Origin of the sequence: Archangium sp. Cb G35 (assembly GCF_001896145.1) — a bacterium.
In the GTDB taxonomy this organism is placed as follows: domain Bacteria; phylum Myxococcota; class Myxococcia; order Myxococcales; family Myxococcaceae; genus Archangium; species Archangium violaceum.
This window is the reverse complement of record NZ_MPOI01000021.1, coordinates 68223-83112: the sequence shown is the minus strand read 5'-3', so window position 1 is coordinate 83112 and position 14890 is coordinate 68223. Positions and strand designations below refer to the sequence as shown.

Annotated in this window: 11 protein-coding genes; 2 read left to right on the top strand and 9 right to left on the bottom strand. The window is 69.2% G+C overall.

The window, feature by feature from the left end; genetic code table 11:
• Positions 1-8: 8 nt before the first annotated feature.
• Entirely contained in the window at positions 9-1979 is a 1971-nt protein-coding gene (locus tag BO221_RS47300; protein ID WP_158080042.1) for a cell wall metabolism sensor histidine kinase WalK, read from the bottom strand.
• Positions 1980-2133: 154 nt separating this feature from the next.
• Here BO221_RS47300 and BO221_RS47295 point away from each other — a divergent pair, with 154 nt between their 5' ends.
• Positions 2134-2988, top strand: coding sequence for a neutral zinc metallopeptidase (locus tag BO221_RS47295; protein WP_073567530.1), 855 nt, complete (start codon positions 2134-2136; stop codon positions 2986-2988).
• Between the two features lie 9 nt (positions 2989-2997).
• Here BO221_RS47295 and BO221_RS47290 read toward each other — a convergent pair whose 3' ends face one another.
• The 3 genes from BO221_RS47290 to BO221_RS47280 all read right to left on the bottom strand — a co-directional run bounded on the left by BO221_RS47290 (position 2998) and on the right by BO221_RS47280 (position 6883).
• Complete coding sequence (locus tag BO221_RS47290) at positions 2998-3486, bottom strand: 8-oxo-dGTP diphosphatase (RefSeq protein ID WP_073567529.1); 489 nt, start codon at positions 3484-3486, stop codon at positions 2998-3000.
• Between the two features lie 166 nt (positions 3487-3652).
• Positions 3653-5023, bottom strand: a complete 1371-nt coding sequence (locus BO221_RS47285; protein WP_233166579.1) for a sodium:alanine symporter family protein — start codon at positions 5021-5023, stop codon at positions 3653-3655.
• Between the two features lie 60 nt (positions 5024-5083).
• The gene (locus BO221_RS47280) at positions 5084-6883 is read right to left on the bottom strand and encodes an ABC transporter ATP-binding protein (protein WP_073567527.1); all 1800 of its coding nucleotides are present in this window, start codon (positions 6881-6883) and stop codon (positions 5084-5086) included.
• A 225-nt stretch (positions 6884-7108) separates the two neighbouring features.
• Here BO221_RS47280 and BO221_RS47275 point away from each other — a divergent pair, with 225 nt between their 5' ends.
• Positions 7109-7621: a hypothetical protein gene (locus BO221_RS47275; protein WP_073567526.1), complete on the top strand. Its 513-nt coding sequence runs from the start codon at positions 7109-7111 to the stop codon at positions 7619-7621.
• A 43-nt stretch (positions 7622-7664) separates the two neighbouring features.
• Here BO221_RS47275 and BO221_RS47270 read toward each other — a convergent pair whose 3' ends face one another.
• From BO221_RS47270 to BO221_RS47250, 5 genes are all read right to left on the bottom strand, one after another.
• Positions 7665-8462 (bottom strand): Uma2 family endonuclease, encoded by a 798-nt coding sequence (locus tag BO221_RS47270; RefSeq protein WP_073567525.1) that lies wholly within the window; start codon positions 8460-8462, stop codon positions 7665-7667.
• 281 nt (positions 8463-8743) lie between these two features.
• A complete protein-coding gene (locus BO221_RS47265; RefSeq protein ID WP_073567524.1) occupies positions 8744-9028 on the bottom strand; it encodes a hypothetical protein in 285 nt (94 codons plus the stop codon).
• Between the two features lie 47 nt (positions 9029-9075).
• Positions 9076-9360: a hypothetical protein gene (locus BO221_RS47260; protein ID WP_073567523.1), complete on the bottom strand. Its 285-nt coding sequence runs from the start codon at positions 9358-9360 to the stop codon at positions 9076-9078.
• Positions 9361-9560: 200 nt separating this feature from the next.
• On the bottom strand, positions 9561-10523 hold the full coding sequence (locus BO221_RS47255) for a hypothetical protein (RefSeq protein WP_073567522.1): 963 nt from the start codon (positions 10521-10523) through the stop codon (positions 9561-9563).
• 221 nt (positions 10524-10744) lie between these two features.
• Positions 10745-14827, bottom strand: a complete 4083-nt coding sequence (locus BO221_RS47250; RefSeq protein ID WP_073567521.1) for a hypothetical protein — start codon at positions 14825-14827, stop codon at positions 10745-10747.
• Positions 14828-14890 lie beyond the last annotated feature (63 nt).

The window sequence follows — 14890 nt, the reverse complement described above, 5'->3', positions numbered from 1 at the left end:
GGATGCTCTCAGTGGGTGCCGGACGCCAGGGACTGCTCCGGCTGCTCCAGCTCCGGCAGGCTGAAGCAGAACGTCGTCCTGCGGCCCGGGGTGCTGGTGGCCCAGAGCCGGCCCCCGTGCGCCTCGACGAGCCCCTTGCAGATGTAGAGCCCCAGGCCGATCCCCGCCGCCTGCCTCTGTCCCCCCGGCGTGCGGTGGAAGCGGCGGAACAGCCGGGGCAGCTCCTCCGGCGGAATGCCGGGCCCCTCGTTGGACACCGACACCCGCAGCTCGTTCTCCAGCCGGGTGACCTCGACGTCGATGGGCGTCTGGGACGCGCCGTACTTCACCGCGTTCGAGAGCAGGTTGGTGATCACCTGATCGATGCGCAGCGGATCTCCCGACGTCAGCGCCTCGTCCGGAGCGGTGACGCGGATGGGGCGGCCCCGGGCCTGTCCCTCCATCCGCCGGACGCACGCGTGCACGTGCTCCGTGAGCGATACCGGCCGCCGCTCCAGCCGCAACTGCCGCGCTTCAATCCGCGAGGCGTCCAGCAGATCGTCGATCATCCGGCGCAGGTTGCCCACGCTGGTGTCGATCCACCGCAGGGGCTCCTCCTGGTGCGCGGGCGGGCCCTCGGGCATGTCGTTGCGCAGCGCATCGAGCGCCAGGGCGATGACGCTCACCGGCTGGCGCAGATCATGGGCCACCACCGAGGTCCACTCCTCGCGCTGGCGCTCCAGCTCCTTGAGCGGGGTGATGTCACGGAAGATGGAGACGGCTCCGCCCGGCGTCCCCTGGCGCCCCTGGATGGGCGTCGCGCTCGCCAGCACCGGCACGCTCCGCCCGTCCCGCGTCCACAGCGACAGCTCGATTCCCGGCTCCAGCTCGCCGCGCGTCACCGCCCTCACGAAGGGCACCTCCTCCCAGGAGAGGGACTCGCCGGAGGGCCTGCGCAGGTCGAAGAAGAACCGGTTGCCAAAGGCATCCAGCCCGCTGGAGTCGCTGGCACACAACGACTTGGCGGCCGCGTTGGCCACGAGGATGTGCCCCTGCTCGTCCAGGATGAGGACCGCGTCGGGCATCTGCTCGATGATGCTCATGAGCCACGCGCGCTGGAGCGCCTCGGAGCGCCAGGCCTGCTCGAGGTCCAGCCCGGCCTGGTTGAGCCTGCGGGACGCCGACCAGAGGAAGGGCAGTCCCATGAAGGTCAGCATGCCCGTGACGAGGGCGAAGGCCGTGCTGGAGGAGTAGAGGCCGGCGCGCGTCCCCAGCAGGGACAGGTGGCCCACCACGTAGGGGCCGAGCATCAGCGGCGGCAGCAAGCGGCGCACCATGACGCTGCCCGCGTGCGCTCCGGTGAAGGTGCGCATGAGCCCATGGGTGGGCCGCGTCCCGAGAATCCCGAGGCTCAGGACGAAGAAGACCGTGCTCGTGTGCAAGGCCATGCCGATTCCGGCGGGCAGGCCCGGCAGCGTATGGAGTTGGGAGGCGCCCGTCCCATAGCCAATCAGCGCCGTCCAGGACAGCAGCGCCACGGCGAGCGCGAGGTACTGCGCGGGCCGGCGCTCGCTCCGCGTCTCCACGTCGAGCAGCAACAGGGACAGGCCGAGCAGGAGGAAGCAGAGCGCCGTCTGGGGCGAGGGAATCCGGGACGTGGGCGTCAGCCAGACGAAGAGCCCGCCGACCCACTCTCCATGAAAGACATAGTCGGCCAGGACGAGCACGCCGAAGAGGCCGGCCAGGACGGCGCAGACGCGGCCCGCCCAACGCCGGAACGGTGACGAAGTGACGGGGCACAGCAGCCCCAGTGCCGTGCCCGTGAGAATGAGCCCGGCCGCGGTCACTGGAACCATGGCGGGCATGCCCGGCCCCAGGACCGTCAGGTCCTCGATTCCCAAGCCCCAGCCGCCCACCAGGACGACGGCTCCCACGAGGATGGCGGTGCTCGCCGCGATGGACGTCAGCCGCAGGAGAAAAGTCAAAATGCGCGAGTCCACCGACAACGTCATTGGAAAGGTAGTGTACTGGAAGACGGCGGGATTATCCGCTCCCCTGCTCGCTATTCATCCGAGCCTTCCGGCCCCGGCGCCCTGGGGTGGGCCACGCTGTCTAACTTGGAAACGGACCGGGAACCGGCCAGGAGGGGCACCGATGCGGTGGCAAGGGGGTCGTCGCAGCTCGAACATCGAGGACCGGCGCGGCAGGGGTGTGGGACGCCCGCTTGCCATTGGAGGCGGGGCCACCACCCTGGTCGTCGCCCTGCTGGTGCTGCTGCTCGGAGGCGACCCGTCCGTCCTGCTGTCCGGAGACTCCCAGGCGCCCTCGGGGGGCGTCGGCGGCTCGGGCCGGCCGGTGGACCCCGCCCAGGCCCAGCTCGAGGACTTCGTCTCCGTCATCCTCGCCGACACCGAGGACACCTGGCCCCGGCTGCTCGAACCGCTCGGCGTGCGCTACGTCGAGCCGCGTCTCGTGCTCTTCTCGGATGCCGTGGAATCCGGCTGTGGTTTCCAGCAGAGCGCCGTGGGGCCCTTCTATTGTCCCCTGGACCAGCGCGTGTACCTGGACCTCGGCTTCTTCCGCGAGCTCGATCGCCGCTTCGGCGCCCCCGGTGACTTCGCCCAGGCCTACGTCGTCGCACACGAGGTGGGGCACCACGTGCAGAACCTGCTCGGCATCTCCGAGCGCGTCCACGCCCAGCGCGGCCGCACGTCCCGCGCCCAGGCCAATGCCCTGTCCGTCCTCCAGGAGCTCCAGGCCGATTGCTTCGCCGGCATCTGGGCCCACCACGCCCAGCGCCAGCGCCAGATTCTCGAGCAGGGGGATGTGGAGGAGGGATTGAAGGCCGCCTCGGCCATCGGCGACGACACGCTCCAGCGGCGCTCCGGCGGCCATGTCGTCCCCGAGTCCTTCACCCACGGCTCCTCGGCGCAGCGCGTCGAGTGGTTCCGCAGGGGGCTCGAGCAGGGCACGGTCGAGGCGTGTGACACGTTCCGTCGCGCGGAGTGAGCACGGGTCTCAGATTCGCGTGAAGGACCAGCTCACCGCCTTGCCCTCCGCGTAGGGCATGACCCCGTGGAACGCCCTCGGGTCCGCGTCGAACACCAGCGGCAGGAAGTGCCGGTCTCCGTCCCACAACGGCAGGCTCATGATGTCCTTCACCGGAACCCACGAGAGCGTGCCCTCCACATTGCGCTCGTGCGGCGTGCCCTCGAAGCGGTCGATGCGGAAGATGAAGCCGAGCCAGTCCTCGCCCTTCGGGCCGAAGCCGGGCCAGTTGATGGTGCCTCGCAGCGTCAGCTCCGTGCACTCGATGCCCGCCTCCTCGCGGATTTCACGGCGCATGCAGGAGACCACGTCCTCCCCGGGCTCCATCTTCCCGCCGAGCCCGTTGTACTTGCCGAGGTGCGCATCGTTCTGACGCGCGTTGCGGTGGATGAGCAGCACCTTCGTCCCGTCCGGGGACATGACGTAGCCAAGCGTGCCGATGATGGGCGTGTAGGGCATGGACAGCGCTCTTATCGCTCGCGGGCCGCTCCGCAAGAAGTCAGGAGGTAGGCGCCTCGTGTCCGACTCCCTGGGGGGAACCCGGGAGGCGTGGCACCCTCACCCCGTCCCTCTCCCGGAGGGCGAGGGGACAGTGGGCACGGTGCACCCTCAGTGCCCCCTCGGCTCAGGGGGCTCCGCCGTGCCGCTTGTGCGCGAGGTACTGGCGTGTCTCGGCCGCGATGACGCCACTGAGCAGCAGCAGGCCCACGAGGTTGGGAAGCGCCATCAGCCCGTTCATCACGTCCGAGAGCGTCCAGACGAACTCCAGGCTGTAGAGCGCCCCGAAGAACGAGGCCACCACGAAGAGCACCCGGTACGGCACCACCGCGCGCACCCCGAGGATGTACTCGATGCTCTTCTCCCCGTAGTAGCTCCACCCGAGGATGGTCGAGAAGGCGAACATCGCCAGGCTCACGGCGACGATCCACCCGCCCCAGTTGCCCGGCAAGCCGTCACGGAAGGCCATCTGCGTCAGCGCCGCTCCGTTGAGCCCCGACGTCCACGCCCCCGTCGAGAGGATGGTCACCGCGGTGAAGGAGCAGACGACGAGTGTATCGATGAACGTCTGCGTCATCGACACCAGGGCCTGCACGACGGGCTGGCGCGTCTGCGCCGCCGCCGCCGCGATGCCCGCCGAGCCCAGCCCCGACTCGTTGGAGAAGATGCCCCGGGCCACGCCATAGCGGATGCCCGCCGCGAGCGTCGCTCCCGTGAAGCCCCCCACCGCGGCCGTCCCGCTGAACGCTTCCGAGAAGATGAGGCCAATGGCCGCGGGCACGCGCTCCAGGTGCAGGGCGATGACCACGCCCGAGCCAATCATGTACGCGCCAATCATCACCGGCACGAAGAACTCGGTGAAGCGGCCAATGGACTTGATGCCCCCCAGGATGACGGCGCCCGCCAGCAGCGCGATGACCAGCCCGCTCACCCACAGGGGAATGCCGAACGAGGTGTGCAGGGCGCCCGCCACCGAGTTGGACTGCACCATGTTGCCAATGCCAAACGCGGCGATGGCCGAGAAGAAGGCGAAGAGCCACCCCAGCACCCGTCCGAGCCGCGAGGGAATCCCGCGGCTGAGGTAGTACATGGGTCCACCGGCCTGCTCGCCCCGGGCATCGGTGATGCGGTAGCGCACCGAGAGCAACGCCTCGGCGTACTTCGTCGCCATGCCGACCAGGCCCGTCATCCACATCCAGAAGACGGCCCCCGGCCCACCGAGCGCGATGGCCGTGGCCACGCCGACGATGTTCCCCGTCCCCACCGTCGCCGCCAGCGCCGTCATCAGCGCCTGGAAGTGAGAGATGTCTCCCTCGGCGCCCTGCTCACGGCGCACCACGAAGGCCAGCCACAGCGAGTGGCCCAGCTCGCGGAACTGCACACCCCTCAGCCGCACGGTGAGGTAGAGCCCCGTGGCGAGCAGCAAGGGAATGAGGAGATAGGGCCCCCAGATGAAGTCCGAAGCTGCCTTGGCGAATGCGAGGACCTGCTCCAACACGCTACCTCCGGTGTGAGGGCGGCCGAGGATGACACGGGCCGCCGCCGGAGCAACCCTTCTTCAGTCCCGGTAGCCCCGGGCCTGCAGGTTGAACAGGTGCGCGTACCGCCCGTTGCGCGCCATCAGCTCCGAGTGGCTCCCCAGCTCCTCCACCTCGCCGTTGTGCAGCACGGCAATCCGGTCCGCCATCCGCACCGTCGAGAACCGGTGCGAGATGACCAGGGCAATCCGGTCCGCCGCCAGCTCCTGGAAGCGCTCGAACAGCGCGTGCTCCGACTCCGCGTCGATGCTCGCCGTCGGCTCGTCCAGGATGAGCACCTCCGCGTCCTCCCTCATGAACGCCCGGGCCACTCCCAGCTTCTGCCACTGCCCCCCGCTCAGCTCCTGTCCCTTCTCGAACCAACCGCCCAGCATCGTGTCGTACTGGTTGGGCAATGCCGAAATCACCGTGCTCGCCCCGCCCTGCTCCGCCGCCCGGACGATGCGATTGCGGTCCTCCAGCGCCGGCACGTGCCCCAACCCGATGTTCTCCGCCACGCTGAACTGGTAGCGCACGAAGTCCTGGAACACCGCTCCGAACCTCGAACGCAGGTCCTCCGGCTCCATGTCCTTCAGGTTCACACCCCCGTAGAGGATCTCCCCCTCCGTGGGCTCGTACAGACGCAGCAGCAGCTTCACCAGCGTGCTCTTCCCCGCCCCGTTCTCGCCCACCAGCGCCAGCTTCTCCCCCGGCTCCAGCTTCAGCGACAGGTTGTGCAGCGCCCACTCCTTCTTCCCCGGGTAGCGGAACGACACGTTGCGCAGCTCGATGGCGTTGCCCCGTCCCCTCGGCGCCGTGCGCGCGGGCAGCACCCGCGATGCCTCCTGCCCCGTCGGTATCTCCAGGTACGCGAACAGGTTGCTCATGAAGAGCGCCCCCTCGTACATGCTCCCCACGCTCGAGAGGATTCCCTGGAACGCCGTCTGCCCCTGCCGGAACACCATCAGGTACAGCGTCATGTCTCCCAGCGTGATGGTCCCCAGCGTCGCCCGGTTCGCCACGAACATGTAGCACCCATAGAACGCCCCCAACGACAGCAGCCCCAGCCCCAGTCCCCATCCCATCCGCTTGAGCGCCAGCGCCCGGTCCTCCTGGAAGAACTTCTGGAACAGCGTCCGGTAGCGCCCCAGCACCAGCGGGCCCAGCGCGAACACCTTCACCTCCTTCACGTGGTTGTCCCGCGTGAGGATCCACTCCAGGTAGTTCAGCTTGCGCCCCTCGGGCGCCCGCCACGAGTAGAGCCGGAATCCCTCCGCCGCCAGCCGCGCCTCCGCGATGAACGCCGGGATGCTCGCCGCCACCAGCACCACCACGCTCCACGGCGACAGCGACACCAGCAGCACCGCGTACGTGGACAGCGTCACCATGTTGCGCACGATGGAGAACGCATCCATCACCAGCGCCAACGGCCGGCTGTTGGCCTCGCGCCGCGCGTTCTGCATCTTGTCGTACGTGTCCGAGTCCTCGAAGTGCCGCAGCTCCAATTGCAGTGCCTTCTGGAGGATGCGCTCGTTGAGCAGGTTGCCCAGGCTCGCGCGCAGCAGCTCGCGCGTCAGCGACAACGCCCGGTCCAGCGTCATCGAGCCCACCATCAGCCCGAACTCCAGCAGCACCAGCCGCAGCACCCGCTCGCGCGCGGCCTCGCCCCCGCCCGCTTGCGCCGCCACCACCCCGTCCACGATGAGCTTGCCCACCCAGGCGATGGACGCCGGCACCAGCGCCGCCACCAGCGTCAGCAGCCCGAGCACCACCGCGCCGCGGGGACTCGCCTCCCAGAAGAGCCGGAAGGTGCCCGGCAACTGCCGGAAGAGGGTGCCCATGCCCTTGAGCCGGGCCTTCAGCGATTGGGGGGGTCGCGGGGAGGAAAGCGGTGGAGACACGCCCTCTCTCTAACCCGCCACTCCCACGTGCGCCGCATTCCCGCCACCCCGTGCACCAGGAGAGCGGGCTCCGTGTTCCCGCCGAGGAATCCGCTCGCCAGGATGCTCTCCGGCCAGCTTCCCGGGGTTATGATGGCCGCATCCCCTACCTGGAGACCCTCTCCGATGAAGCGCTTCGTCATCGTCTTCGACAACGAGCCGGCCGAGGCCGCCCCCTGGATGGCTCGCGCCTGCGCCACGTCCCAGCTGACCTTCGTGGACAACGAGGCCATCACCGACGCCGTCTCCGACAACAAGGAGGCCCAGAAGCTGCTGCTCCAGGGCGGCCTGCCTCCGGGCGAAAACCCCAAGCTCGCCCCCTACTACAAGGACGCGCTCGAGAAGCTCGCCGCCGACAAGCAGCGCGTGGGCCTCTACAGCGTCAGCTGGTTGCTCTACCTCGGCCAGGCCGATGGGTGCGTGCTCGACTTCGCGGGCCTGGAGGAGCAGCGCAAGAAGGGGCTGGCCTCCGGCGTCGCCCAGAAGACCGCCGACGAGTACGTGGCCAAATACTCCGCCCACCTGCAGGAGCGCGCGCGCAAGGTGCTCCCTCCCGAGCGCATCCTCATCGTGCCCGCGGGCGAGAGCGACGCGAAGAAGGCCGAGCTCACCGCCGCCTTCATCAAGAAGCTCGGGTAGCGGGTTCCGAACGGGGGAGGGCCACCCCTCCTCCGCTCGAAGCTCAGGCGCCCCGTGTCCTGAGCCGCTTCAACTCGGTTCGCAGCTTCGCGAGCTGTTGCTCCGCCTCTTCCCGGCGCCGCACCTCTTCGGCCGCGCGCCGTACCTCTTCGGCCGCGCGCCGCCGCAACTGCCTCGCTTCCTTCTTCAGCCCAGCGATGCGCTCGTTCGACTCCAGCAGGGGCGTGCGCCCCGCCCAGAAGCGCAGCCGTCCCTCCTCGACCTGCAAGTCCAACCCCAACTGTTCCGAGTGGTAGCGCCCCCTCACCAGGGGAATGGGCACGTACTTCCCCGGCCCGGACGCCGGCAGCCGGTACGCCATCAACCGCTCCTTCTTCCGGTCGTAGATGAAGTATTCGGGAATGCCCACCCGCGCGTAGCGCCGCACGTTGTACTCGGCATCCTTCTTCCGATCGCCGCCCACGTGCACCTCCATCACCCAGTCCAGCCCCTTCCCCTCGGCACTCACCACCCACTTGTCCCGTTCGTGCTGCTCCACGTCCCGCACCGCCAACAGGTCCGGCGCGAAACGCCGCTCGCCCGGGTAGTACACGGGCAGCTCCGCTCCCAGGTACATCCGGGGCCGCCGGTGGCGGCTGAAGTGCGCCCTCAGTACATCCAGCGCGCTCACCTTCGCCCCCAGGTGCCGGTCGCCCTCCGGCATGGCCATTTCGTCCCACGTCACCTCACCGGGCAGTGAGGCCACCACCTGCTCCCGCTCCTCCACGCTCATCGCCTCCCACTCCTGCTGGGAGGGTGCTTGGGGGAAGGCCTCCGCGTTGCCCCGCCGATCGCGCTCCATGTCTCGAAGCGTGGGGCAGGTGACCTCCAAGGTCAACCCGTTGCCGCCATCCCCGTCACCCTCGCGACGAGACAGAGCAAGTCGCAAGCCAGGTGCTCATTCGAGACGCTGGTGCTCTGGAGACCTCCTGCTCGAGCGCTCCTGGATGCCCATCGGACATCCGCGCCACGGGATACCGCCTCCACGGCACGGGACCAGCACCCCAGGCACTGAAAACGGAGAAGCCGCCGGGCCCAGGCACCCCCTGGTCCTCGGCGGCCTCCATCCGTCGCGACGGCTTGCTAGAAGCTCCAGCAGGTGGCGTACGGCGTCCTCCCGCACTGGGTGGTCGCGTACTGCGTGCAGTTGCCGTAGGCCACGTAGCCCGCGGTCACCGAGTACCAGCGCGGGGCGTCGCTGGTGCACTTCCAGGTACACCGGCGCGCACCCGAGTCCCAGCCCTCACACAGCGCTCCCTCCACCGCGCCGAGCTGCTCCTCGCCGGTGACCGCCTCCTCTTCAACGCCACCGCACGCGGACAGCAGGAAACCACACGCAACGCCGAGCAACAGGGTCTTCATCTTCATGGGAGATTCCTTGGAGTGGATTGACTCGTTCGAGGCAAACGCCGCGGCTACTTGCTCCAGCAGGTGCCGTACGCGGTGAAGCCGCACTCGCGCCTCGCGAACTCCGTGCAGTCGCCGTAGGCCACCGAGGAATAGGTCGTCCACCACGTCGACGTGCTGGTGCACTTGAAGGAACACCGGCGCGCCCCCGAGTCCCACCCCTCACACAGCGCTCCCTGCACCGTGCCCAGCTCCTCCACCGGCGCCGGCGCCGCCTCCTCCTCGATGGGACCCCCGCACGCCGACAGCAGGAACCCACAGGCCACACCCAGGAGCAGCGTCTTCATCTTCATCGAGAGAACCCTTGGAGGGAGAACCGGCTTCATGCACGGCACGCCATCCTGGATACAATGGAATTCCCGACCCTTCAAGCCAGACAAGGAAAAGCCGTATTCACCCACATCCACGCATTCACTGGAAGTAAAAATGAAGAAGCCGCCGGAGCCCAGGCAACCCTGGACCGCGGCGGCTTCCTTTCACTGCACCCGGAGCGTTACCGGAGCTTCCAACCCAGCTCGAGCCACGCCATCGGCGCCGCGTAGTCGAGCCGGTAGTGGCTGCGCCACTCATAGGAGCCACCCAGCGACACGCGCACCTTGGACACGTCCAGCGCCACGCCCAGTCCCGCCCGGCCTCCCGCCGCCATGGGGCTGGGCGCGTAGAGCAGCGGGCCACCCGACGCGAACACCTGCAGCCCGAACTTCCCCGGCGACGACATCAACGGGTACGCCAGCCGCACGTCCGCCAGCAACAGCCCGATGGCCGAGGAGAACCGCGGCGACGCCATCGCCGTGAGGCCCAGCCCCGCCCTCAGCCCGAACGGCAGCCCCACCGAGGCGTTCACGTTCACGCCCCCCAGCGGCACCGGCCCCGTGCTCCCCACGTCCGCCTCACCATGCAGGCCCGCGTACAGCTCGAACGAGTCCACCAGCGAGTACGCCGGCTCCGGCTCGACGGCGGGCGGCGGCTCCACGGGCGGCGGTGCGGCCGCCGCTGCCGCCGCCTCGGCCTCGGCAGCGGCCTTGGCGGCGGCCTCGGCCTCGGCCTGCGCCGCCTTCGCCTTCTCGCGATCCGGGCACTCCACCCGCATCTTCTCGAAGAGCTCGTCCATCCCCGCCGCGGGATTCTCCAGCGGCAGGCTCGCCAGCTCCTCCTGCTTCAGCGCACGGCAGAAGGCTTCCTCCGCCTGCGGCATCTGCTCGAGCGACTGGTGCAGCACGCCCTCCATCAACGACACCCACAGCTGCTCCTCCGGACTCAGCTCCTGCGTACATCCAGGCGTCGCGAGCTCGGCGAGCGCCGCCTCGTACTTGAGCGTCGAGGAGAGCCGCGCCACCTTGCGGATGCAGGTGTTCTTCGTCTTCTCCGGAAGGATGACCTTCACGCGCGGCGCGGCCACAGCCGGCACCGCGAGCAGCGTCATCAGGGGCAGAACCGCCAGCTTCAGACTCTTCATGAGTGATTGTGCTCGTAGCAAAACGCTCCCCCATCGCGAGGAGCCCACGCGCACCTTACACCCACCTGCCCCTCCCTCCCCATGGGGGGTCCCCTTCAGATATTTTTTGCTCCAACCATGGACGGCCGCGTCACGCGGGCAGACCCTCACCCTGTCCCTCTCCCAGAGGGAGAGGGGTGGTGACTCGGGCTCAACCCGGGATTCCCTGGGGCTGGGCTTCCTCAGGCTCCGACGAGGCTCTGCTGGAACTGACGCACGTCGCCGATCAGGTCCGCCGCTCCCTTGATGACCTTCGCCGTGCCCAGCACGATCTGCAACGGGCCCGTGATGCTGTTCAGACCCGGGATGGCTCCCGCCACGTCCAGACCCAGCTGGCCGGCCGCCAGCGCGATGTCGAGCCCGTCCTTCGGATCCTTCTGCAGCTCGTCCCACAGGTCCTTCGCGCTGCCAATCGCGCTGCCCGCGCTGATGACGTTGCCCAGCAGCGGCACCGACTTGAGGCCCGCCTTCGCCGCGAACTTCGCCGACTCCTTGGCGATCTTCTCCTTCAGCTCGTCCGGCAGCGCGTCCACGAACCGGCCGAACAGCCGCGTCATGTTCTCGATGCCCTGACGCCCGAACGGCAGCTCCTGGCCCGCCACCTCGAAGTGGTCACCCTGCGTCAGCAGCGCGCCACCCGCCTCGGCGATCTCCCTCAGCGCCCCGCCGATGTCGCCCGTGGACAGCTTCTCCGCCGCCTCGAACAGGTTCGTCACCGCGCCCGAGTCCACCATCGCCTCGTTCAGCTCGCGGTCCGCGAACAGCTCGCCGAGGCTGCCCGGGATGTGCGACAGCGAGTTGAGGAACGCCTTGGCCGCCTCCGGTGCCGTCTGGGCGATCGTCTTGCCCGTGGTGGCCAGCCCCTTCACGAAGCCGCCGATGTCCCCGTTCTTGAGCGCCCCGAACGCGTCGCCCAGCGCCTTGCCCACCTCGTCGTTGCCCAGCAGGCTCGCCGCCGCGACGATCGTGTCCTTGGCCCACTCCGGCGCGCCCAGCTTCTCGGCCAGCTTGCCCGCCATGCGCCCGCGCAGCTCCGGCGGCACATCCGCCAGCGCCTGGCCCAGCGACTTCAGCGCGTCGCCCGGCTTGCCCTCCGCGATCTGCTTGCCCGCCTCCATCACGTCGAACACCGCACCGCCCAGCGCCGCGATGTCCGCGCCGCTCTCGATGCCGAAGGGCTTCAGCTTGTCCATCAGCTGCGTGTTCTTCGCGAGCGCGTTGCCCGCCGCCGCCGCCAGCTGAGGGTTGGTCAGCAGATCCTTGGTGCCCTGCACCAGGTCTCCCGACATCATCTTCTCGAACGCCGCGTGCACGTCCGGGTTCGCCACCAGCTGGTGCACGAAGTCCTTGTCCGTGAGCATCGACTTCACCACGCCGCCGAAGCCCTCGTCCGGGAGCTTCCCGGCCGTCGTGGTGATGGCCTTCTCGATGATGGACGGCGGCATCTTGCCCGCCGCGGACTGCAGGCTCGAGAGCGCCTGCTGGAAGTCACCCTGGCCCAGCGCCTGGCCCGCCTTGAGCAGGTCCGGCAGCGCGCGGCCCGCCTGGATGAGCTCGGACGGCGTAATCCCCAGGTCGGTGATGTTCTTGCGCAGGCCCTCGGGCAGCTTGTTGATCAGCTTCTCGCCAATCTTGTTCAGCAGCTCCGGCGCCGCCTCGGCCGCCGAGCCCAGCGCGGTGATGCCCTCGTCGATCTTCCCCTCGGAGAAGGCCTTCACCGCGTCGAACAGGTGCGGCGCCGCCTTGCCGGCCTGCAGCAGATCCTGCTGCGTCAGGCCCGCCTTGGTCAGCATCTCCTGGACCTTGGGGTCGTTGCTCAGCGCCGTGAGCGCCGTGTCGCGCGCCGCGTCGTTGCCGAGCAGCCCGCGCAGGCCCTCGAGCCGCGTGGAGTCATTGAAGAGCTTGCCCACCTGCGAGTGCAGGTCGCGGTTGGTGACGAGCTCCTTGAGGAACTTCTCGTCCGTCAGCAGCGTCTTCACCGGGCCCAGGTTGGCCGGCAGCTGCTGCGCGAGCCCCTTGAGCGCCTGCGTGGTGAGGTCCGGCGCGGAGATCGCCGCCTCCTTCAGCGCGTTGAAGGCCTTGCCCCAGTCCTGCTTGGAGGCCGCGTCCGCCGCCTCGAACAGGTGCGGCAGCGCCGGGCCCGCCGTGCGGATCTGCTGCTCGGTGATGCCCAGCTTCGCGAACTGGTCCTTCACGCCCTGCGGCAGCGCGTCCACCAGCTTGTTGCCAATCTTCGCGGCCAGCCCCGGCGCGGCCTGCACCGCCGCCTGGAGGTCCTCCAGACCGCCCTTCACGTCGCCCTTCTGGATCTTGTCGAAGGCGTCGAAGAGCTTCGGCGCGGCGCGGCCGGCCTCGACCAGGTCCTTGGGCTCCAGGCCAATCTTGGCCAGCTGCTCCTTGACCTTGGGGTCGTTGCCCAGCGCCGTGAGCGCCGTGTCACGCACCTTGTCGTTGTTGAGCAGCCCGCGCAGTCCCTCCATCCGGGTGGACTCGTCGAAGAGCTTGCCCACCTGCGAGTGCAGGTCGCGGTTGGTGACGACCTCCTTGAGGAACTTCTCGTCCGTCAGCAGCGTCTTCACCGCGCCCAGCTGCGGCGGCAGCTGCTGCGCCAGGCCCTTCATGGCCTGCGTGGTGAGGTCCGGGGCGGCGATGGCCGCCTCCTTCAACGAGTTGAAGGCCTTGCCCCAGTCCTGCTTCGAGGCCGCATCCGCCGCCTCATAGAGGTGCGGCAGCGCCGGACCCGCCGAGCGGATCTGCTGCTCGGTGATGCCCAGCTTGGCGAACTGATCCTTCACGCCCTGCGGGAGGATCTTCAGCAGCTTGTCGCCAATCTTGGCGGCCAGCCCGGGCGCGGCCTCCACGGCCTTCTGGATGTCCTCCAGACCGCCCTTCACATCGCCGGCCTTGATCTTCTCGGCGGCGTCCAGGAGCTTCGGCGCGGCCTTGCCGGCATCGACGAGGTCCTTGGGCTCCAGGCCAATCCGGGCCAGCTGCTCCTTGACCTTCGGGTCGTTGCCCAGCGCGGTGAGCGCCGTGTCACGCACCTTGTCGTTGTTGAGCAGCCCGCGCAGGCCCTCCATGCGCGTGGACTCGTCGAACAGCTTGCCCACCTGGCCGTGCAGGTCGCGGTTGGTGACGACTTCCTTGAGGAACTTGTCGTCCGTCAGCAGCGTCTTCACCGCGCCCAGGTTGGCCGGGAGCTGCTGTGCCAGGCCCTTCATGGCCTGCGTGGTGAGGTCCGGGGCGGCGATGGCCGCCTCCTTCAGCGCGTTGAACGCCGTGCCCCAGTCCTGCTTGGACGCCGCGTCCGCCGCCTCGTAGAGGTGCGGCAGCGCCGGGCCCGCCGTGCGGATCTGCTCCGGCGTAATCCCCAGCTTGGCGAACTGATCCTTCACGCTCTGCGGCAGGAGCTTCTCGAGCTTCTCGCCAATCTTGGCGGCAAGTCCCGGCGCGGCCTCGACCGCCGCCTGGATGTCCGCCAGACCGCCCTTCACATCGCCCGCCTTGATCTTCTCGGCGGCGTCCCAGAGCTTCGGCGCGGCCGCGCCCGCCTCGACCAGGTCCTTGGGCTCCAGGCCGACCCTGGCCAGCTGCTCCTTGATCTGCGGATCATTGCCCAGCGCGCCCAGCACCGCGTCACGCGCGGGGGCGTTGTTGAGCAGCTCGCGCACGGCGCCCGTGTCGCCGGGGTTCTGGATGAGCTTGCCGATGGAGGCGTGCAGCTCGTTGTTGGTGACCAGCTCCTTGGCCACCTTCTCATCCGTCAGCAGCGTCTTGGCCGGACCCTCGGGCAGGTTCTGCGCCAGGCCACGGATGGCCTTCTGCGCCACCTCGGGCGAGGCCAGCGCCGCGTTGCGCAGGTGCTCCAGCGCCTGCTCCGGGTGGCCACCCGCCACCGACTGCACGGCCTTCTCCAGGTGCGGACGCGCCGCCTCACCCGCCTTCTTGAGGTCCTCCTGCGTCAGGCCGATCTTCGCCAGCGCGCCCTTGTCCGCCGCCGCGTTGGGCGGGGTCCCCGCGGGCGCAGTGGTGGAGCCCAGCTTCTCCGCCGTCTGGCCGCGCGCCGTCGAGGTGGGCGCCTTGCCACCATCGAACCCGTCCCGCGCCTGCTGCCGCCGGACCTGGTTGCCCGCCGTCCGCGTCGTGCCACCCTGGTTCGCCGTCTGCGCCGTCGTGTTCGGCTTCGCCTTCGTCTCGACAGGCTTCGGCTCGGGCGGCTTCGGCTTCGGAACGTAGGTGGAGCCGTCCGTCTTCTTGATCGACATGGAGCAACCTCGCGGGGGTGCGGCGCGCGCCTGGGGTACGCCCGGGGCGGGGGATGTACGGGA

What these genes read in the sequence shown, in the direction of transcription:
- BO221_RS47295 (WP_073567530.1), top strand. Translation starts at nt 2,134, where the DNA reads ATGCGGTGGCAAGGGGGTCGTCGCAGCTCGAACATCGAGGACCGGCGC.
- BO221_RS47260 (WP_073567523.1), bottom strand. Translation starts at nt 9,360, where the DNA reads ATGAAGATGAAGACGCTGCTCCTGGGTGTGGCCTGTGGGTTCCTGCTG.
- BO221_RS47280 (WP_073567527.1), bottom strand. Translation starts at nt 6,883, where the DNA reads ATGGGCACCCTCTTCCGGCAGTTGCCGGGCACCTTCCGGCTCTTCTGG.
- BO221_RS47290 (WP_073567529.1), bottom strand. Translation starts at nt 3,486, where the DNA reads ATGCCCTACACGCCCATCATCGGCACGCTTGGCTACGTCATGTCCCCG.
- BO221_RS47255 (WP_073567522.1), bottom strand. Translation starts at nt 10,523, where the DNA reads ATGAAGAGTCTGAAGCTGGCGGTTCTGCCCCTGATGACGCTGCTCGCG.
- BO221_RS47275 (WP_073567526.1), top strand. Translation starts at nt 7,109, where the DNA reads ATGAAGCGCTTCGTCATCGTCTTCGACAACGAGCCGGCCGAGGCCGCC.
- BO221_RS47265 (WP_073567524.1), bottom strand. Translation starts at nt 9,028, where the DNA reads ATGAAGATGAAGACCCTGTTGCTCGGCGTTGCGTGTGGTTTCCTGCTG.
- BO221_RS47250 (WP_073567521.1), bottom strand. Translation starts at nt 14,827, where the DNA reads ATGTCGATCAAGAAGACGGACGGCTCCACCTACGTTCCGAAGCCGAAG.
- BO221_RS47270 (WP_073567525.1), bottom strand. Translation starts at nt 8,462, where the DNA reads ATGGAGCGCGATCGGCGGGGCAACGCGGAGGCCTTCCCCCAAGCACCC.